This window comes from Poseidonibacter lekithochrous (genome assembly GCF_013283835.1).
GTDB lineage: Bacteria > Campylobacterota > Campylobacteria > Campylobacterales > Arcobacteraceae > Poseidonibacter > Poseidonibacter lekithochrous.
Window position 1 is genome coordinate 283,942 of the sequence record NZ_CP054052.1, and the last position, 21,486, is coordinate 305,427.

4 protein-coding genes, 8 tRNA genes and 9 rRNA genes are annotated in these 21,486 nt (G+C 40.3%); all 21 read left to right on the plus strand.

What is annotated here, in order from left to right:
• Positions 1–22: 22 nt before the first annotated feature.
• The 21 genes from ALEK_RS01420 to rrf (ALEK_RS01520) all read left to right on the plus strand — a co-directional run bounded on the left by ALEK_RS01420 (position 23) and on the right by rrf (ALEK_RS01520) (position 21,431).
• Complete coding sequence (locus tag ALEK_RS01420) at positions 23–1,408, plus strand: bifunctional ADP-dependent NAD(P)H-hydrate dehydratase/NAD(P)H-hydrate epimerase (RefSeq protein WP_071626807.1); 1,386 nt, start codon at positions 23–25, stop codon at positions 1,406–1,408.
• Entirely contained in the window at positions 1,405–1,716 is a 312-nt protein-coding gene (gene cutA / locus ALEK_RS01425) for a divalent-cation tolerance protein CutA (protein ID WP_071626808.1), read from the plus strand. Before ALEK_RS01420 ends, cutA begins: the two co-directional genes overlap by 4 nt.
• Positions 1,713–2,495: a thiazole synthase gene (locus ALEK_RS01430; RefSeq protein WP_071626809.1), complete on the plus strand. Its 783-nt coding sequence runs from the start codon at positions 1,713–1,715 to the stop codon at positions 2,493–2,495. Before cutA ends, ALEK_RS01430 begins: the two co-directional genes overlap by 4 nt.
• A gap of 373 nt (positions 2,496–2,868) precedes the next feature.
• Positions 2,869–2,945: transfer RNA gene (locus tag ALEK_RS01435), tRNA-Pro, on the plus strand.
• A gap of 16 nt (positions 2,946–2,961) precedes the next feature.
• A tRNA-His gene (locus ALEK_RS01440) sits at positions 2,962–3,038 on the plus strand.
• Positions 3,039–3,053: 15 nt separating this feature from the next.
• Positions 3,054–3,130, plus strand: a tRNA-Arg gene (locus ALEK_RS01445).
• Positions 3,131–3,178: 48 nt separating this feature from the next.
• Positions 3,179–3,263, plus strand: a tRNA-Leu gene (locus ALEK_RS01450).
• A gap of 40 nt (positions 3,264–3,303) precedes the next feature.
• Positions 3,304–3,380: transfer RNA gene (locus ALEK_RS01455), tRNA-Gly, on the plus strand.
• 73 nt (positions 3,381–3,453) lie between these two features.
• Positions 3,454–3,530: transfer RNA gene (locus tag ALEK_RS01460), tRNA-Arg, on the plus strand.
• 49 nt (positions 3,531–3,579) lie between these two features.
• Entirely contained in the window at positions 3,580–3,921 is a 342-nt protein-coding gene (locus ALEK_RS01465) for a cytochrome C (RefSeq protein ID WP_228146328.1), read from the plus strand.
• A 385-nt stretch (positions 3,922–4,306) separates the two neighbouring features.
• A 16S ribosomal RNA gene (locus ALEK_RS01470) occupies positions 4,307–5,823 on the plus strand.
• A gap of 100 nt (positions 5,824–5,923) precedes the next feature.
• Positions 5,924–6,000, plus strand: a tRNA-Ile gene (locus ALEK_RS01475).
• A gap of 46 nt (positions 6,001–6,046) precedes the next feature.
• Positions 6,047–6,122 (plus strand) — tRNA-Ala (locus ALEK_RS01480).
• A 308-nt stretch (positions 6,123–6,430) separates the two neighbouring features.
• Positions 6,431–9,343, plus strand: a 23S ribosomal RNA gene (locus ALEK_RS01485).
• 153 nt (positions 9,344–9,496) lie between these two features.
• Positions 9,497–9,612 (plus strand): 5S ribosomal RNA (rrf, locus tag ALEK_RS01490).
• Positions 9,613–10,435: 823 nt separating this feature from the next.
• Positions 10,436–11,952: ribosomal RNA gene (locus ALEK_RS01495) — 16S ribosomal RNA — on the plus strand.
• Positions 11,953–12,339: 387 nt separating this feature from the next.
• Positions 12,340–15,253 (plus strand): 23S ribosomal RNA (locus ALEK_RS01500).
• A 153-nt stretch (positions 15,254–15,406) separates the two neighbouring features.
• Positions 15,407–15,522, plus strand: a 5S ribosomal RNA gene (gene rrf, locus ALEK_RS01505).
• Between the two features lie 822 nt (positions 15,523–16,344).
• A 16S ribosomal RNA gene (locus ALEK_RS01510) occupies positions 16,345–17,861 on the plus strand.
• A 387-nt stretch (positions 17,862–18,248) separates the two neighbouring features.
• Positions 18,249–21,162 (plus strand): 23S ribosomal RNA (locus tag ALEK_RS01515).
• 153 nt (positions 21,163–21,315) lie between these two features.
• Positions 21,316–21,431, plus strand: a 5S ribosomal RNA gene (rrf, locus tag ALEK_RS01520).
• Together the 16S, 23S and 5S rRNA genes with 2 tRNA genes alongside form the textbook arrangement of a ribosomal RNA operon.
• Positions 21,432–21,486: the final 55 nt, after the last annotated feature.

The following is a 21,486-nucleotide window of genomic DNA, read 5'->3' on the forward strand; positions in this document are numbered from 1 at the left end:
TTAACTCTTAAAAGGAAAGCATATGCAAAAAATATTTGACGAGCTTAACTCATTAGATAAAAGATGTTATGAAGAATTTGCACTTACAGAAGATATACTTATGGAACATGCAGCAAATGCAATGTCCTTACATATTCAAGAAAACTATCAAGATAAAAAAACTATTTTAATTGTTTGTGGTTCTGGAAATAATGGAGCTGATGGAATAGCCCTTGCACGATTACTTTATAAAAAATACAAAATCAATTTATATTTATCTTCTCAACCAAAATCTAAAATGGCAATTTTACAATATAAAAGAGTCCAACTTCTTGGTATTAATACAATAGATACTTTAGAAGAAAGTGATATTGTAATAGATTGTATATTTGGTTCTGGCCTTAATAGAGCTTTAGATAAAAATTCAATTAAATTAATAGAGCAATTAAACTCTTTTGATTCAGTGAAAATATCTTGTGATATTCCAAGTGGTATTAATAGTGATGGACAGGTTGAAGATAATGCTTTTTTTGCAGATACTACCATTACTATGGGTGCTTTAAAAACTAGCCTTTATACAGATGTGTCAAAAGATTATGTAGGAAATGTAATTGTTGCTAATTTAGCACTTTCTCGAGAAATATATGAAGTTGATACTGATAAATACCTTTTAGAAGAAAAAGATATTATATTGCCTTTTAGAAATAAGAAAAATACTCACAAAGGCTCTTACGGACATTTAAATGTTGTAGTGGGATGTAAAAAAGGTGCAGGAATTATTGCCGCAAAAGCTGCATTTGGATTTGGAGCTGGCTTAGTTAGTGTGGTTTCTCATGAAGATTTAGATTTACCTTATCATATTATGCAAAGTCACTTTTTAAGTGAGAACTGTTCAGCTATAGGAATTGGTATGGGACTAGGTAAATATGAATTAAATGAAGTAAAAGAAATATTGTCAAAAGAGATTCCTACTATTATTGATGCAGATCTATTTTATGAAGATGTTATATTGGATGTTTTACATAAAGATGTAGTTTTAACACCACATCCAAAAGAGTTTTGTGCCTTACTTAAATTATGTGATATTGCTAATATAAACATAGATACATTACAAGCTAATAGATTTTTATATGTAGAAAAGTTTACAAATAAATATCCTAATGTTATTTTACTTTTAAAAGGTGCAAATGTAATTATTGCTAATGATAAAACTATGTATATTAACCCACTTGGAAGTTCAATTTTAAGTAAAGGTGGAAGTGGTGATGTTCTTAGTGGTTTAATTGCATCATTATTAGCCCAAAGGTATAAACCTTTAGATGCAGCAATACATGCTAGTTTAGCTCATACTTTAGCTGCTAGTAAATATAAGAAGAATGACTATTCTTTAATTCCATCAGATTTAGTAGAAGAGGTGAAAAAATTATGAATGCTGTAATAATACAAACTACATGTTGTTCAAAGCTAGAAGCTAAGAATATTGCAAAGGTTTTAATAGAAGAAAAGCTTGCTGCTTGTATTCAATTATCTGAAATTGAATCTTTTTATTCATGGAAAAATGAATTCTGTTGTGATAATGAAACACTTCTAAATATAAAAACCAGAAAAGAAAACTTTGAAAAAGTCAAAAGCAAAATCAAAGAATTACATAGCTATGATGTGCCTGAAATTATACAAATAGATATAACAAATTCAAGCAAAAAATATTTAAAATTTATAGGAGAAAACACAATATGAATGACAACATTTTAAAAGTTGGTAATTACGAATTTAATAGTAGACTTATTGTTGGTTCAGGGAAATATGATTCTTTCCAAACAACTAAAGATGCAACTTTAGCTTCAGGTAGTGAACTTATCACTGTTGCAATTAGAAGAGTTAACATTACAAATCCAAATGAAGAAAACTTATTAGACTATTTTAAAGATACAAATGTAAAACTACTTCCAAACTCTGCAGGATGTTTTACGGCTGAAGAAGCAATTACTACATTTAGACTAATGAGAGAAGCTACAGGTATTGATATTATTAAACTTGAAGTTATTGGTGATGCTAAAAAAACTTTATACCCAGATGTTATTGAAACAATCAAAGCTTGTGAAGTATTAAAGAAAGATGGTTTTACAGTAATGGCATATACAAGTGATGATCCAATTATTGCAAAACAATTAGAAAGTGCTGGTGCTGATGCAATTATGCCTTTAGCTGCACCAATTGGTTCAGGACTTGGGATTCAAAATCCATATAATATTGCTTTCATTAGAGATGCTGTTAATGTTCCTGTATTAGTTGATGCTGGATTAGGTTGTGCTTCTGATGCTTCTTATGCAATGGAATTAGGTGCAGATGGTATTTTAGCTAATACTGCAATTGCACAAGCTCAAAATCCAATGGCAATGGCAGAAGCATTTAAATATGCAACTATTGCTGGAAGATTATCTTATAAAGCAGGTAGAATTCCAAAAAAACCTTATGCAACTGCTTCATCTCCAATTGATGGATTAATTCAGTTCTAATAAAATAAAAAGAGTTTTTCTCTTTTTATTTTAAATCTTATATATAAAAACTCATAAATTATCTCTTTTTTTAATCAAATTTAACAAATTTACAAATTCTTTATACTTTTCTCTAGAAATTTCCTAAGCCTAAATAGCTATTTTGTCATAAAAACAGTGATATTTGAATTTACAATAAGTAAAAAAATGCTAGAATTATTAATTAAATCTTAAAAATATGTCAAAAACCATGCTTAAAAGCAATAAAAAAATAGTAAAAACTATAAATTTAAAAATTTACCTATTTTTTTTAAAAAAGTACTTGACAAAAGATTAAAAACTTAATATAATTCCGTCCACTTTTTGAGAGAAACAACTCAAAAGGCATACCAGTCGGAGTGTAGCGCAGCCTGGTAGCGCACCTGGTTTGGGACCAGGGGGTCGAAGGTTCGAGTCCTTTCACTCCGACCATTTTTAAATTCATGTGGTAGGTATAGCTCAGTTGGTTAGAGCATCTGGTTGTGGTTCAGAGGGTCGCCGGTTCGATTCCGGTTACTTACCCCATTTTTATTTTTTGATGCTTCCATAGCTCAGCTGGATAGAGCAACGCCCTTCTAAGGCGTAGGTCGCACGTTCGAATCGTGCTGGGAGTACCACTAATTTACATAGGTAAATTATTTTTATTCTTTTTGTGAAAAGAAATCGCGGATGTGGTGAAATTGGTAGACACGCCAGACTTAGGATCTGGTGCCTCACGGTGTGGAGGTTCGAGTCCTCTCATCCGCACCATTTATACTTAAAGTATCTTCATTTATGAATTTATACTTTTGCGGGAATAGCTCAGTTGGCTAGAGCCTCTGCCTTCCAAGCAGATTGTCGCGAGTTCGAGTCTCGTTTCCCGCTCCATTTAAAAAGCCTTATATAAATTGTCTTTCAGACTTTTTATGTAAGGCTTTTTAGCTTTAAACTAAAATAAGATGCTTCCATAGCTCAGCTGGATAGAGCAACGCCCTTCTAAGGCGTAGGTCGCACGTTCGAATCGTGCTGGGAGTACCACTTAACCTAAATCAATCCAAAAAAATCATAACTTAGCTAAAATTATAAAATGAAAATTTTATTTATACTAATACTACTAATCAATATATCAAACGCAAACTATAAAGAACTACTTTTTAATGGTAACTGTATTACATGCCATAATACTAATAACAATAATAAATCTGCACCAACTATAATAGAAATACAAACTAAATATAAAGAAGCCTTTCCTAATAAAAAAGACTTTATCCATTATATGAGTACTTGGGTATATAAACCAAATGAAATAAACTCTATAATGAAAGATTCAATAGATAAATATAATCTAATGCCAAATCTAGCATATGATAAAACAACATTAGAAGAAATATCAGAATACATATATAATAAAGACTTCAATAAAGAATAAAACTCAATAAAATACTTAATAAATAACAACTAATCAATATAACCCAATAAAAAACATGTACTTTTATAATAAACAATTAATAAAACAAGCAAAAAAGAAAGAAAGTAAAAATTTAAAGTTATATTAAGAAAACTCCCTTGACAAAGGGGATTAATTTGTCTATAATTCCCGTCCAATTTCAGAGGAACGACACAAAGTTCTGAAGAGATATGATCTTTAAAAACAGATGGTTTAAAAAGAAGTAATCTTTATAAACCGAATATAGAATAAACAATAAAACAAAACAAGAACAAGTTTCTTGTCTATTTAAGCTTTTTACATTAAGTAAAAACATTTGAGTGATAATTTTGTAATTAATACAAAAATTGTCAGTTTCAAACATTCATTTATGGAGAGTTTGATCCTGGCTCAGAGTGAACGCTGGCGGCGTGCTTAACACATGCAAGTCGAACGAGAACGGGTTATAGTTTACTATAACTGTCAGCTAAGTGGCGCACGGGTGAGTAATATATAGGTAACGTGCCCTAGAGAGGGGGATAACATTTGGAAACGAATGCTAATACCCCATATGCCTTTAAGTCTTAAGACTGCAAGGGAAATATTTATAGCTCTAGGATCGGCCTGTACGGTATCAGTTTGTTGGTGAGGTAATGGCTCACCAAGACTATGACGCCTAACTGGTTTGAGAGGATGATCAGTCACACTGGAACTGAGACACGGTCCAGACTCCTACGGGAGGCAGCAGTGGGGAATATTGCACAATGGACGAAAGTCTGATGCAGCAACGCCGCGTGGAGGATGACACATTTCGGTGCGTAAACTCCTTTTATATAGGAAGATAATGACGGTACTATATGAATAAGCACCGGCTAACTCCGTGCCAGCAGCCGCGGTAATACGGAGGGTGCAAGCGTTACTCGGAATCACTGGGCGTAAAGAGCGTGTAGGCGGGTTTGTAAGTTTGAAGTGAAATCCAATGGCTCAACCATTGAACTGCTTTGAAAACTGCTTACCTAGAATATGGGAGAGGTAGATGGAATTTCTGGTGTAGGGGTAAAATCCGTAGAGATCAGAAGGAATACCGATTGCGAAGGCGATCTACTGGAACATTATTGACGCTGAGACGCGAAAGCGTGGGGAGCAAACAGGATTAGATACCCTGGTAGTCCACGCCCTAAACGATGTACACTAGTTGTTGTGAGGCTAGACCTTGCAGTAATGCAGTTAACACATTAAGTGTACCGCCTGGGGAGTACGGTCGCAAGATTAAAACTCAAAGGAATAGACGGGGACCCGCACAAGCGGTGGAGCATGTGGTTTAATTCGACGATACGCGAAGAACCTTACCTGGACTTGACATAGAAAGAATAACGCAGAGATGTGATAGTGCTAGCTTGCTAGAACTTTCATACAGGTGCTGCACGGCTGTCGTCAGCTCGTGTCGTGAGATGTTGGGTTAAGTCCCGCAACGAGCGCAACCCTCGTCGTTAGTTGCTAACAGTTCGGCTGAGAACTCTAACGAGACTGCCTGGGTAACCAGGAGGAAGGTGAGGACGACGTCAAGTCATCATGGCCCTTACGTCCAGGGCTACACACGTGCTACAATGGGGCATACAAAGAGCAGCGATACCGCGAGGTGGAGCAAATCTCAAAAATGCCTCCCAGTTCGGATAGTAGTCTGCAACTCGACTACTTGAAGTTGGAATCGCTAGTAATCGTAGATCAGCAATGCTACGGTGAATACGTTCCCGGGTCTTGTACTCACCGCCCGTCACACCATGGGAGTTGAACTCATTCGAAGCGGGGATGCTAAAGTAGCTACCCTCCACAGTGGATTCAGCGACTGGGGTGAAGTCGTAACAAGGTAACCGTAGGAGAACCTGCGGTTGGATCACCTCCTTTCAGAGAAAGAGTTTAGATTCGTTTCTAAACTCAAAACTAAAAAGGTTTATTGAACCTTTTCTATATTCGGTTTATAAAGATTATTTGTGAATATAAAAATGGGCCTATAGCTCAGCTGGCTAGAGCGCTCGACTGATAATCGTGAGGTCCCAGGTTCAAGTCCTGGTAGGCCCACCATTTTTTATAAATAATCTTAACCTAACTAAAATAAGTTAACACAGATGGGGAATTAGCTCAGCTGGGAGAGCGCCTGCCTTGCACGCAGGAGGTCAGCGGTTCGATCCCGCTATTCTCCACCATCTAAAACCAATCCTGATTTACAAAACTAAATATAAGTACTTAAAAGAAGTATTTATATTTGATTTTATAATCAAAATGATATTTAAAAACATAATGTTAAAGTCTTTAATTTTTTCGTTAATAAAATCTTTCGTATGAAGAATTTATTAAAAATAAAAAATTTTATATCTAAAAAAACTTATTTAAATGAAAGTTTAAATAAAAAGTATAGATAGACACAACTAACTTATTAAATGTAAATTTAATAAGATAGTAGCCAAGGAATAATTATTCAAAAAAGCGGTTGATACTTGTATCAACTAAATTATAATAAGCTATTAAGGGCTAATGGTGGATGCCTAGACTGTAAGAGGCGATGAAGGACGTACTAGACTGCGATAAGTCTTGGGGAGCTGTCAAGAAGCTTTGATCCAGGAATTTCCGAATGGGACAACCCAGCATATGGAGACATATGTTACTCGAAAGAGAGCTAACCCGGTGAAGTGAAACATCTCAGTAACCGGAGGAAGAGAAATCAAATGAGATTCCCATAGTAGCGGCGAGCGAACTGGGATTAGGACAAACCCTATGCTTGCATAGGGGGTTGTAGGACCAAGATGTGAGATCAAAGAAGATAGATGAAATAGTTGGAAAGCTATAGTATAAAGGGTGATACTCCCGTAATCGAAATCTTCAATGACTCTATTGGTATCCTGAGTAGGACGGAACACGTGATATTTTGTCTGAATCTGGGGGACCACCCTCCAATCCTAAATACTACTTACAGATCGATAGTGAACAAGTACCGTGAGGGAAAGGTGAAAAGTACTCCAGCGAGGAGAGTGAAATAGAACCTGAAACCATTAGCTTACAATCATTCGGAGCCCTATGTTTTTAACAGGGTGACGGACTGCCTTTTGCATAATGAGCCTGCGAGTTGTGGTGTCTGGCAAGGTTAAGCCAAGTGCGAAGCCGTAGCGAAAGCGAGTCTTAATAGGGCGACTTAGTCAGATGCTGCAGACCCGAAACGAAGTGATCTATCCATGAGCAGGTTGAAGCTGGTGTAAGAGCCAGTGGAGGACCGAACCGGTGTGCGTTGAAAAGTGCTCGGATGACTTGTGGATAGGGGTGAAAGGCCAATCAAACTTCGTGATAGCTGGTTCTCTCCGAAATATATTTAGGTATAGCCTTGCGTAGTAGCATATAGGGGTAGAGCACTGAATGGGCTAGGGCTGCTTACCGCGGTACCAAACCCTATCAAACTATGAATACTATATGTGTAATCGCAGGAGTCAGGCGTAGGGTGATAAAATCCTATGTCGAGAGGGGAACAACCCAGACTAACAGCTAAGGTCCCTAAGTCACATCTAAGTGGAAAACGATGTGGAGTTACTGTGACAACCAGGAGGTTGGCTTAGAAGCAGCCATCCTTTAAAGAAAGCGTAACAGCTCACTGGTCTAGTGATTCTGCGCGGAAAATATAACGGGGCTAAGATGTGCACCGAAGCTTTAGACTTGGATTTATCCAAGTGGTAGGAGAGCGTTCTATTCAGCGTTGAAGATGTACCGGTAAGGAGCGTTGGAGCGGATAGAAGTGAGCATGCAGGCATGAGTAGCGATAATTGAGGTGAGAATCCTCAACGCCGAAAACCCAAGGTTTCCTACGCGATGCTCGTCATCGTAGGGTTAGTCGGGACCTAAGTCGAGTCCGAAAGGGGTAGACGATGGCAAATTGATTAATATTTCAATACCAACAAATAAGCGCGATGTGGGGACGCATAGAGTTAATCGAGCTCACTGATGGAATAGTGGGTCGAAGGACGTAGGTCGTATCTTAGGCAAATCCGGGATACACGAGACCGAGATCTTACAGGCTCTTGACACTCTTCGGAGAAGATAGAGAATCGATGATACTGTCGTGCCAAGAAAAGCCACTAAGTATATTATTTGTTGCCCGTACCGTAAACCGACACAGGTGGGTGGGATGAGTATTCTAAGGCGCGTGGAAGAACCCTGGTTAAGGAACTCTGCAAACTAGCACCGTATCTTCGGTATAAGGTGTGCCTACTTTGGTATAGAGATTTACTCTCAAAAGCTAAAGAGGTTGCAACAAAGAGTCCCTCCCGACTGTTTACCAAAAACACAGCACTTTGCTAACACGTAAGTGGATGTATAAGGTGTGACGCCTGCCCGGTGCTCGAAGGTTAATTGATGATGTCAGCGTAAGCGAAGCATTTGATCGAAGCCCGAGTAAACGGCGGCCGTAACTATAACGGTCCTAAGGTAGCGAAATTCCTTGTCGGTTAAATACCGACCTGCATGAATGGCGTAACGAGATGGGAGCTGTCTCAACCAGGGATCCAGTGAAATTGTAGTGGAGGTGAAAATTCCTCCTACCCGCGGAAAGACGGAAAGACCCCGTGCACCTTTACTACAGCTTGACACTGTAGCTTGGATATTCTTGTGCAGGATAGGTGGGAGGCTTTGATTCATAGACGCCAGTTTATGATGAGCCATCCTTGAGATACCACCCTTGAATATTTGAGTTACTAACTTGGTACGGTTATCCCGTATGAGGACAATGTCTGGTGGGTAGTTTGACTGGGGCGGTCGCCTCCTAAAAAGTAACGGAGGCTTACAAAGGTTAGTTCATGGCGGATGGAAATCGCCAGTTGAGTATAATGGCATAAACTAGCTTGACTGTGAGACATACAAGTCGAACAGAGACGAAAGTCGGTCATAGTGATCCGGTGGTTCTGTGTGGAAGGGCCATCGCTCAAAGGATAAAAGGTACGCCGGGGATAACAGGCTGATCTCCCCCAAGAGCTCACATCGACGGGGAGGTTTGGCACCTCGATGTCGGCTCATCGCATCCTGGGGCTGGAGCAGGTCCCAAGGGTATGGCTGTTCGCCATTTAAAGCGGTACGCGAGCTGGGTTCAGAACGTCGTGAGACAGTTCGGTCCCTATCTTCCGTGGGCGTAGGAAAGTTGAAGAGATTTGTCCCTAGTACGAGAGGACCGGGATGAACGTACCACTAGTGTACCAATTGTTCTGCCAAGAGCATCGTTGGGTAGCTACGTACGGATGAGATAAGCGCTGAAAGCATCTAAGCACGAAGCCAACTCTAAGATGAACTTTCCCTGAAGATCCCAGCAAGACTAGCTGGTTGATAGGCTAGATGTGTAAGCGTTGTAAGACGTTTAGCTGACTAGTACTAATAGATCGTTTGGCTTATTTTTATAACTTGGTTTACTATCTTATTAAGTGTATACTTAATAATTAAGTGTCAACAAAGACGTTAGAAATAACGCAAAGACTTTAACATTACTTTTTATAACTCACTTAATGTGAGTAATGAATATATTTTTTATAATATGTTGATTACTCATATTGCTGGTGGTAATAGAGAAGTGGCAATACCCAGTCCCATTCCGAACCTGGAAGTCAAGCACTTCATCGCTGATAATACTGCAGGGTCCCCTTGTGGAAACGTAGGCCGCTGCCAGCTCTTGAGTTTTTCAAAGCTTAGTTCAAAACATTTAGGTGTTTTTAACTAAGCTTTTTTTTTAGCCCTTTTTTTATGATTTAATCATATTCTTTTACTTATTAATAGAAAATCCTAATTTAGTTAATGCTTCTTTCCCATCTATTTAAGAAATCTCCTCTTTTATACATCTTTGCTCCTATATCAAATTTATATTTTTACTATTACTAATCTTTATATTTCTATCAATAATTCCTTTATTCTTATTGCTCTATGTACGTATACTTTCCATTTTAATTCAATATATTTACATTAATAATACAAATTTCAAAATTTGTAAAAGAAATTAGTAAGATTTTTACAATGAAAATGAGATAAAAAATATAAAATCATAAATAAATGAAAATAAAAGGTACTAAATTAGAGCAAAAATGAAGAAAATAAGTGAATAAGTAAATAAAAAGAAAAAAAGAAACACAAAGAATAAAAGAAAAAATAGAGAATAACAATATAAATATAGTAAAAAGACCATAAATTAATAACAATAAGTATAATTATTAACAAATTGAAATATTTAAGCCAGAGACAAGAAAACTCCCTTGACAAAGGGGATTAATTTGTCTATAATTCCCGTCCAATTTCAGAGGAACGACACAAAGTTCTGAAGAGATATGATCTTTAAAAACAGATGGTTTAAAAAGAAGTAATCTTTATAAACCGAATATAGAATAAACAATAAAACAAAACAAGAACAAGTTTCTTGTCTATTTAAGCTTTTTACATTAAGTAAAAACATTTGAGTGATAATTTTGTAATTAATACAAAAATTGTCAGTTTCAAACATTCATTTATGGAGAGTTTGATCCTGGCTCAGAGTGAACGCTGGCGGCGTGCTTAACACATGCAAGTCGAACGAGAACGGGTTATAGTTTACTATAACTGTCAGCTAAGTGGCGCACGGGTGAGTAATATATAGGTAACGTGCCCTAGAGAGGGGGATAACATTTGGAAACGAATGCTAATACCCCATATGCCTTTAAGTCTTAAGACTGCAAGGGAAATATTTATAGCTCTAGGATCGGCCTGTACGGTATCAGTTTGTTGGTGAGGTAATGGCTCACCAAGACTATGACGCCTAACTGGTTTGAGAGGATGATCAGTCACACTGGAACTGAGACACGGTCCAGACTCCTACGGGAGGCAGCAGTGGGGAATATTGCACAATGGACGAAAGTCTGATGCAGCAACGCCGCGTGGAGGATGACACATTTCGGTGCGTAAACTCCTTTTATATAGGAAGATAATGACGGTACTATATGAATAAGCACCGGCTAACTCCGTGCCAGCAGCCGCGGTAATACGGAGGGTGCAAGCGTTACTCGGAATCACTGGGCGTAAAGAGCGTGTAGGCGGGTTTGTAAGTTTGAAGTGAAATCCAATGGCTCAACCATTGAACTGCTTTGAAAACTGCTTACCTAGAATATGGGAGAGGTAGATGGAATTTCTGGTGTAGGGGTAAAATCCGTAGAGATCAGAAGGAATACCGATTGCGAAGGCGATCTACTGGAACATTATTGACGCTGAGACGCGAAAGCGTGGGGAGCAAACAGGATTAGATACCCTGGTAGTCCACGCCCTAAACGATGTACACTAGTTGTTGTGAGGCTAGACCTTGCAGTAATGCAGTTAACACATTAAGTGTACCGCCTGGGGAGTACGGTCGCAAGATTAAAACTCAAAGGAATAGACGGGGACCCGCACAAGCGGTGGAGCATGTGGTTTAATTCGACGATACGCGAAGAACCTTACCTGGACTTGACATAGAAAGAATAACGCAGAGATGTGATAGTGCTAGCTTGCTAGAACTTTCATACAGGTGCTGCACGGCTGTCGTCAGCTCGTGTCGTGAGATGTTGGGTTAAGTCCCGCAACGAGCGCAACCCTCGTCGTTAGTTGCTAACAGTTCGGCTGAGAACTCTAACGAGACTGCCTGGGTAACCAGGAGGAAGGTGAGGACGACGTCAAGTCATCATGGCCCTTACGTCCAGGGCTACACACGTGCTACAATGGGGCATACAAAGAGCAGCGATACCGCGAGGTGGAGCAAATCTCAAAAATGCCTCCCAGTTCGGATAGTAGTCTGCAACTCGACTACTTGAAGTTGGAATCGCTAGTAATCGTAGATCAGCAATGCTACGGTGAATACGTTCCCGGGTCTTGTACTCACCGCCCGTCACACCATGGGAGTTGAACTCATTCGAAGCGGGGATGCTAAAGTAGCTACCCTCCACAGTGGATTCAGCGACTGGGGTGAAGTCGTAACAAGGTAACCGTAGGAGAACCTGCGGTTGGATCACCTCCTTTCAGAGAAAGAGTTTAGATTCGTTTCTAAACTCAAAACTAAAAAGGTTTATTGAACCTTTTCTATATTCGGTTTATAAAGATTATATAAGCCGTAAGTTTGAAACTAAATATAAGTTTTACAAAGAGTAAGATTTATATTTGGTTTTATAATCAAAATGATATTTAAAAACATAATGTTAAAGTCTTTAATTTTTTCGTTAATAAAATCTTTCGTATGAAGAATTTATTAAAAATAAAAAATTTTATATCTAAAAAAACTTATTTAAATGAAAGTTTAAATAAAAAGTATAGATAGACACAACTAACTTATTAAATGTAAATTTAATAAGATAGTAGCCAAGGAATAATTATTCAAAAAAGCGGTTGATACTTGTATCAACTAAATTATAATAAGCTATTAAGGGCTAATGGTGGATGCCTAGACTGTAAGAGGCGATGAAGGACGTACTAGACTGCGATAAGTCTTGGGGAGCTGTCAAGAAGCTTTGATCCAGGAATTTCCGAATGGGACAACCCAGCATATGGAGACATATGTTACTCGAAAGAGAGCTAACCCGGTGAAGTGAAACATCTCAGTAACCGGAGGAAGAGAAATCAAATGAGATTCCCATAGTAGCGGCGAGCGAACTGGGATTAGGACAAACCCTATGCTTGCATAGGGGGTTGTAGGACCAAGATGTGAGATCAAAGAAGATAGATGAAATAGTTGGAAAGCTATAGTATAAAGGGTGATACTCCCGTAATCGAAATCTTCAATGACTCTATTGGTATCCTGAGTAGGACGGAACACGTGATATTTTGTCTGAATCTGGGGGGACCACCCTCCAATCCTAAATACTACTTACAGATCGATAGTGAACAAGTACCGTGAGGGAAAGGTGAAAAGTACTCCAGCGAGGAGAGTGAAATAGAACCTGAAACCATTAGCTTACAATCATTCGGAGCCCTATGTTTTTAACAGGGTGACGGACTGCCTTTTGCATAATGAGCCTGCGAGTTGTGGTGTCTGGCAAGGTTAAGCCAAGTGCGAAGCCGTAGCGAAAGCGAGTCTTAATAGGGCGACTTAGTCAGATGCTGCAGACCCGAAACGAAGTGATCTATCCATGAGCAGGTTGAAGCTGGTGTAAGAGCCAGTGGAGGACCGAACCGGTGTGCGTTGAAAAGTGCTCGGATGACTTGTGGATAGGGGTGAAAGGCCAATCAAACTTCGTGATAGCTGGTTCTCTCCGAAATATATTTAGGTATAGCCTTGCGTAGTAGCATATAGGGGTAGAGCACTGAATGGGCTAGGGCTGCTTACCGCGGTACCAAACCCTATCAAACTATGAATACTATATGTGTAATCGCAGGAGTCAGGCGTAGGGTGATAAAATCCTATGTCGAGAGGGGAACAACCCAGACTAACAGCTAAGGTCCCTAAGTCACATCTAAGTGGAAAACGATGTGGAGTTACTGTGACAACCAGGAGGTTGGCTTAGAAGCAGCCATCCTTTAAAGAAAGCGTAACAGCTCACTGGTCTAGTGATTCTGCGCGGAAAATATAACGGGGCTAAGATGTGCACCGAAGCTTTAGACTTGGATTTATCCAAGTGGTAGGAGAGCGTTCTATTCAGCGTTGAAGATGTACCGGTAAGGAGCGTTGGAGCGGATAGAAGTGAGCATGCAGGCATGAGTAGCGATAATTGAGGTGAGAATCCTCAACGCCGAAAACCCAAGGTTTCCTACGCGATGCTCGTCATCGTAGGGTTAGTCGGGACCTAAGTCGAGTCCGAAAGGGGTAGACGATGGCAAATTGATTAATATTTCAATACCAACAAATAAGCGCGATGTGGGGACGCATAGAGTTAATCGAGCTCACTGATGGAATAGTGGGTCGAAGGACGTAGGTCGTATCTTAGGCAAATCCGGGATACACGAGACCGAGATCTTACAGGCTCTTGACACTCTTCGGAGAAGATAGAGAATCGATGATACTGTCGTGCCAAGAAAAGCCACTAAGTATATTATTTGTTGCCCGTACCGTAAACCGACACAGGTGGGTGGGATGAGTATTCTAAGGCGCGTGGAAGAACCCTGGTTAAGGAACTCTGCAAACTAGCACCGTATCTTCGGTATAAGGTGTGCCTACTTTGGTATAGAGATTTACTCTCAAAAGCTAAAGAGGTTGCAACAAAGAGTCCCTCCCGACTGTTTACCAAAAACACAGCACTTTGCTAACACGTAAGTGGATGTATAAGGTGTGACGCCTGCCCGGTGCTCGAAGGTTAATTGATGATGTCAGCGTAAGCGAAGCATTTGATCGAAGCCCGAGTAAACGGCGGCCGTAACTATAACGGTCCTAAGGTAGCGAAATTCCTTGTCGGTTAAATACCGACCTGCATGAATGGCGTAACGAGATGGGAGCTGTCTCAACCAGGGATCCAGTGAAATTGTAGTGGAGGTGAAAATTCCTCCTACCCGCGGAAAGACGGAAAGACCCCGTGCACCTTTACTACAGCTTGACACTGTAGCTTGGATATTCTTGTGCAGGATAGGTGGGAGGCTTTGATTCATAGACGCCAGTTTATGATGAGCCATCCTTGAGATACCACCCTTGAATATTTGAGTTACTAACTTGGTACGGTTATCCCGTATGAGGACAATGTCTGGTGGGTAGTTTGACTGGGGCGGTCGCCTCCTAAAAAGTAACGGAGGCTTACAAAGGTTAGTTCATGGCGGATGGAAATCGCCAGTTGAGTATAATGGCATAAACTAGCTTGACTGTGAGACATACAAGTCGAACAGAGACGAAAGTCGGTCATAGTGATCCGGTGGTTCTGTGTGGAAGGGCCATCGCTCAAAGGATAAAAGGTACGCCGGGGATAACAGGCTGATCTCCCCCAAGAGCTCACATCGACGGGGAGGTTTGGCACCTCGATGTCGGCTCATCGCATCCTGGGGCTGGAGCAGGTCCCAAGGGTATGGCTGTTCGCCATTTAAAGCGGTACGCGAGCTGGGTTCAGAACGTCGTGAGACAGTTCGGTCCCTATCTTCCGTGGGCGTAGGAAAGTTGAAGAGATTTGTCCCTAGTACGAGAGGACCGGGATGAACGTACCACTAGTGTACCAATTGTTCTGCCAAGAGCATCGTTGGGTAGCTACGTACGGATGAGATAAGCGCTGAAAGCATCTAAGCACGAAGCCAACTCTAAGATGAACTTTCCCTGAAGATCCCAGCAAGACTAGCTGGTTGATAGGCTAGATGTGTAAGCGTTGTAAGACGTTTAGCTGACTAGTACTAATAGATCGTTTGGCTTATTTTTATAACTTGGTTTACTATCTTATTAAGTGTATACTTAATAATTAAGTGTCAACAAAGACGTTAGAAATAACGCAAAGACTTTAACATTACTTTTTATAACTCACTTAATGTGAGTAATGAATATATTTTTTATAATATGTTGATTACTCATATTGCTGGTGGTAATAGAGAAGTGGCAATACCCAGTCCCATTCCGAACCTGGAAGTCAAGCACTTCATCGCTGATAATACTGCAGGGTCCCCTTGTGGAAACGTAGGCCGCTGCCAGCTCTTGAGTTTTTCAAAGCTTAGTTCAAAACATTTAGGTGTTTTTAACTAAGCTTTTTTTTTAGCCCTTTTTTTATGATTTAATCATATTCTTTTACTTATTAATAGAAAATCCTAATTTAGTTAATGCTTCTTTCCCATCTATTTAAGAAATCTCCTCTTTTATACATCTTTGCTCCTATATCAAATTTATATTTTTACTATTACTAATCTTTATATTTCTATCAATAATTCCTTTATTCTTATTGCTCTATGTACGTATACTTTCCATTTTAATTCAATATATTTACATTAATAATACAAATTTCAAAATTTGTAAAAGAAATTAGTAAGATTTTTACAATGAAAATGAGATAAAAAATATAAAATCATAAATAAATGAAAATAAAAGGTACTAAATTAGAGCAAAAATGAAGAAAATAAGTGAATAAGTAAATAAAAAGAAAAAAAGAAACACAAAGAATAAAAGAAAAATAGAGAATAACAATATAAATATAGTAAAAAGACCATAAATTAATAACAATAAGTATAATTATTAACAAATTGAAATATTTAAGCCAGAGACAAGAAAACTCCCTTGACAAAGGGGATTAATTTGTCTATAATTCCCGTCCAATTTCAGAGGAACGACACAAAGTTCTGAAGAGATATGATCTTTAAAAACAGATGGTTTAAAAAGAAGTAATCTTTATAAACCGAATATAGAATAAACAATAAAACAAAACAAGAACAAGTTTCTTGTCTATTTAAGCTTTTTACATTAAGTAAAAACATTTGAGTGATAATTTTGTAATTAATACAAAAATTGTCAGTTTCAAACATTCATTTATGGAGAGTTTGATCCTGGCTCAGAGTGAACGCTGGCGGCGTGCTTAACACATGCAAGTCGAACGAGAACGGGTTATAGTTTACTATAACTGTCAGCTAAGTGGCGCACGGGTGAGTAATATATAGGTAACGTGCCCTAGAGAGGGGGATAACATTTGGAAACGAATGCTAATACCCCATATGCCTTTAAGTCTTAAGACTGCAAGGGAAATATTTATAGCTCTAGGATCGGCCTGTACGGTATCAGTTTGTTGGTGAGGTAATGGCTCACCAAGACTATGACGCCTAACTGGTTTGAGAGGATGATCAGTCACACTGGAACTGAGACACGGTCCAGACTCCTACGGGAGGCAGCAGTGGGGAATATTGCACAATGGACGAAAGTCTGATGCAGCAACGCCGCGTGGAGGATGACACATTTCGGTGCGTAAACTCCTTTTATATAGGAAGATAATGACGGTACTATATGAATAAGCACCGGCTAACTCCGTGCCAGCAGCCGCGGTAATACGGAGGGTGCAAGCGTTACTCGGAATCACTGGGCGTAAAGAGCGTGTAGGCGGGTTTGTAAGTTTGAAGTGAAATCCAATGGCTCAACCATTGAACTGCTTTGAAAACTGCTTACCTAGAATATGGGAGAGGTAGATGGAATTTCTGGTGTAGGGGTAAAATCCGTAGAGATCAGAAGGAATACCGATTGCGAAGGCGATCTACTGGAACATTATTGACGCTGAGACGCGAAAGCGTGGGGAGCAAACAGGATTAGATACCCTGGTAGTCCACGCCCTAAACGATGTACACTAGTTGTTGTGAGGCTAGACCTTGCAGTAATGCAGTTAACACATTAAGTGTACCGCCTGGGGAGTACGGTCGCAAGATTAAAACTCAAAGGAATAGACGGGGACCCGCACAAGCGGTGGAGCATGTGGTTTAATTCGACGATACGCGAAGAACCTTACCTGGACTTGACATAGAAAGAATAACGCAGAGATGTGATAGTGCTAGCTTGCTAGAACTTTCATACAGGTGCTGCACGGCTGTCGTCAGCTCGTGTCGTGAGATGTTGGGTTAAGTCCCGCAACGAGCGCAACCCTCGTCGTTAGTTGCTAACAGTTCGGCTGAGAACTCTAACGAGACTGCCTGGGTAACCAGGAGGAAGGTGAGGACGACGTCAAGTCATCATGGCCCTTACGTCCAGGGCTACACACGTGCTACAATGGGGCATACAAAGAGCAGCGATACCGCGAGGTGGAGCAAATCTCAAAAATGCCTCCCAGTTCGGATAGTAGTCTGCAACTCGACTACTTGAAGTTGGAATCGCTAGTAATCGTAGATCAGCAATGCTACGGTGAATACGTTCCCGGGTCTTGTACTCACCGCCCGTCACACCATGGGAGTTGAACTCATTCGAAGCGGGGATGCTAAAGTAGCTACCCTCCACAGTGGATTCAGCGACTGGGGTGAAGTCGTAACAAGGTAACCGTAGGAGAACCTGCGGTTGGATCACCTCCTTTCAGAGAAAGAGTTTAGATTCGTTTCTAAACTCAAAACTAAAAAGGTTTATTGAACCTTTTCTATATTCGGTTTATAAAGATTATATAAGCCGTAAGTTTGAAACTAAATATAAGTTTTACAAAGAGTAAGATTTATATTTGGTTTTATAATCAAAATGATATTTAAAAACATAATGTTAAAGTCTTTAATTTTTTCGTTAATAAAATCTTTCGTATGAAGAATTTATTAAAAATAAAAAATTTTATATCTAAAAAAACTTATTTAAATGAAAGTTTAAATAAAAAGTATAGATAGACACAACTAACTTATTAAATGTAAATTTAATAAGATAGTAGCCAAGGAATAATTATTCAAAAAAGCGGTTGATACTTGTATCAACTAAATTATAATAAGCTATTAAGGGCTAATGGTGGATGCCTAGACTGTAAGAGGCGATGAAGGACGTACTAGACTGCGATAAGTCTTGGGGAGCTGTCAAGAAGCTTTGATCCAGGAATTTCCGAATGGGACAACCCAGCATATGGAGACATATGTTACTCGAAAGAGAGCTAACCCGGTGAAGTGAAACATCTCAGTAACCGGAGGAAGAGAAATCAAATGAGATTCCCATAGTAGCGGCGAGCGAACTGGGATTAGGACAAACCCTATGCTTGCATAGGGGGTTGTAGGACCAAGATGTGAGATCAAAGAAGATAGATGAAATAGTTGGAAAGCTATAGTATAAAGGGTGATACTCCCGTAATCGAAATCTTCAATGACTCTATTGGTATCCTGAGTAGGACGGAACACGTGATATTTTGTCTGAATCTGGGGGGACCACCCTCCAATCCTAAATACTACTTACAGATCGATAGTGAACAAGTACCGTGAGGGAAAGGTGAAAAGTACTCCAGCGAGGAGAGTGAAATAGAACCTGAAACCATTAGCTTACAATCATTCGGAGCCCTATGTTTTTAACAGGGTGACGGACTGCCTTTTGCATAATGAGCCTGCGAGTTGTGGTGTCTGGCAAGGTTAAGCCAAGTGCGAAGCCGTAGCGAAAGCGAGTCTTAATAGGGCGACTTAGTCAGATGCTGCAGACCCGAAACGAAGTGATCTATCCATGAGCAGGTTGAAGCTGGTGTAAGAGCCAGTGGAGGACCGAACCGGTGTGCGTTGAAAAGTGCTCGGATGACTTGTGGATAGGGGTGAAAGGCCAATCAAACTTCGTGATAGCTGGTTCTCTCCGAAATATATTTAGGTATAGCCTTGCGTAGTAGCATATAGGGGTAGAGCACTGAATGGGCTAGGGCTGCTTACCGCGGTACCAAACCCTATCAAACTATGAATACTATATGTGTAATCGCAGGAGTCAGGCGTAGGGTGATAAAATCCTATGTCGAGAGGGGAACAACCCAGACTAACAGCTAAGGTCCCTAAGTCACATCTAAGTGGAAAACGATGTGGAGTTACTGTGACAACCAGGAGGTTGGCTTAGAAGCAGCCATCCTTTAAAGAAAGCGTAACAGCTCACTGGTCTAGTGATTCTGCGCGGAAAATATAACGGGGCTAAGATGTGCACCGAAGCTTTAGACTTGGATTTATCCAAGTGGTAGGAGAGCGTTCTATTCAGCGTTGAAGATGTACCGGTAAGGAGCGTTGGAGCGGATAGAAGTGAGCATGCAGGCATGAGTAGCGATAATTGAGGTGAGAATCCTCAACGCCGAAAACCCAAGGTTTCCTACGCGATGCTCGTCATCGTAGGGTTAGTCGGGACCTAAGTCGAGTCCGAAAGGGGTAGACGATGGCAAATTGATTAATATTTCAATACCAACAAATAAGCGCGATGTGGGGACGCATAGAGTTAATCGAGCTCACTGATGGAATAGTGGGTCGAAGGACGTAGGTCGTATCTTAGGCAAATCCGGGATACACGAGACCGAGATCTTACAGGCTCTTGACACTCTTCGGAGAAGATAGAGAATCGATGATACTGTCGTGCCAAGAAAAGCCACTAAGTATATTATTTGTTGCCCGTACCGTAAACCGACACAGGTGGGTGGGATGAGTATTCTAAGGCGCGTGGAAGAACCCTGGTTAAGGAACTCTGCAAACTAGCACCGTATCTTCGGTATAAGGTGTGCCTACTTTGGTATAGAGATTTACTCTCAAAAGCTAAAGAGGTTGCAACAAAGAGTCCCTCCCGACTGTTTACCAAAAACACAGCACTTTGCTAACACGTAAGTGGATGTATAAGGTGTGACGCCTGCCCGGTGCTCGAAGGTTAATTGATGATGTCAGCGTAAGCGAAGCATTTGATCGAAGCCCGAGTAAACGGCGGCCGTAACTATAACGGTCCTAAGGTAGCGAAATTCCTTGTCGGTTAAATACCGACCTGCATGAATGGCGTAACGAGATGGGAGCTGTCTCAACCAGGGATCCAGTGAAATTGTAGTGGAGGTGAAAATTCCTCCTACCCGCGGAAAGACGGAAAGACCCCGTGCACCTTTACTACAGCTTGACACTGTAGCTTGGATATTCTTGTGCAGGATAGGTGGGAGGCTTTGATTCATAGACGCCAGTTTATGATGAGCCATCCTTGAGATACCACCCTTGAATATTTGAGTTACTAACTTGGTACGGTTATCCCGTATGAGGACAATGTCTGGTGGGTAGTTTGACTGGGGCGGTCGCCTCCTAAAAAGTAACGGAGGCTTACAAAGGTTAGTTCATGGCGGATGGAAATCGCCAGTTGAGTATAATGGCATAAACTAGCTTGACTGTGAGACATACAAGTCGAACAGAGACGAAAGTCGGTCATAGTGATCCGGTGGTTCTGTGTGGAAGGGCCATCGCTCAAAGGATAAAAGGTACGCCGGGGATAACAGGCTGATCTCCCCCAAGAGCTCACATCGACGGGGAGGTTTGGCACCTCGATGTCGGCTCATCGCATCCTGGGGCTGGAGCAGGTCCCAAGGGTATGGCTGTTCGCCATTTAAAGCGGTACGCGAGCTGGGTTCAGAACGTCGTGAGACAGTTCGGTCCCTATCTTCCGTGGGCGTAGGAAAGTTGAAGAGATTTGTCCCTAGTACGAGAGGACCGGGATGAACGTACCACTAGTGTACCAATTGTTCTGCCAAGAGCATCGTTGGGTAGCTACGTACGGATGAGATAAGCGCTGAAAGCATCTAAGCACGAAGCCAACTCTAAGATGAACTTTCCCTGAAGATCCCAGCAAGACTAGCTGGTTGATAGGCTAGATGTGTAAGCGTTGTAAGACGTTTAGCTGACTAGTACTAATAGATCGTTTGGCTTATTTTTATAACTTGGTTTACTATCTTATTAAGTGTATACTTAATAATTAAGTGTCAACAAAGACGTTAGAAATAACGCAAAGACTTTAACATTACTTTTTATAACTCACTTAATGTGAGTAATGAATATATTTTTTATAATATGTTGATTACTCATATTGCTGGTGGTAATAGAGAAGTGGCAATACCCAGTCCCATTCCGAACCTGGAAGTCAAGCACTTCATCGCTGATAATACTGCAGGGTCCCCTTGTGGAAACGTAGGCCGCTGCCAGCTCTTGAGTTTTTCAAAGCTTAGTTCAAAACATTTAGGTGTTTTTAACTAAGCTTTT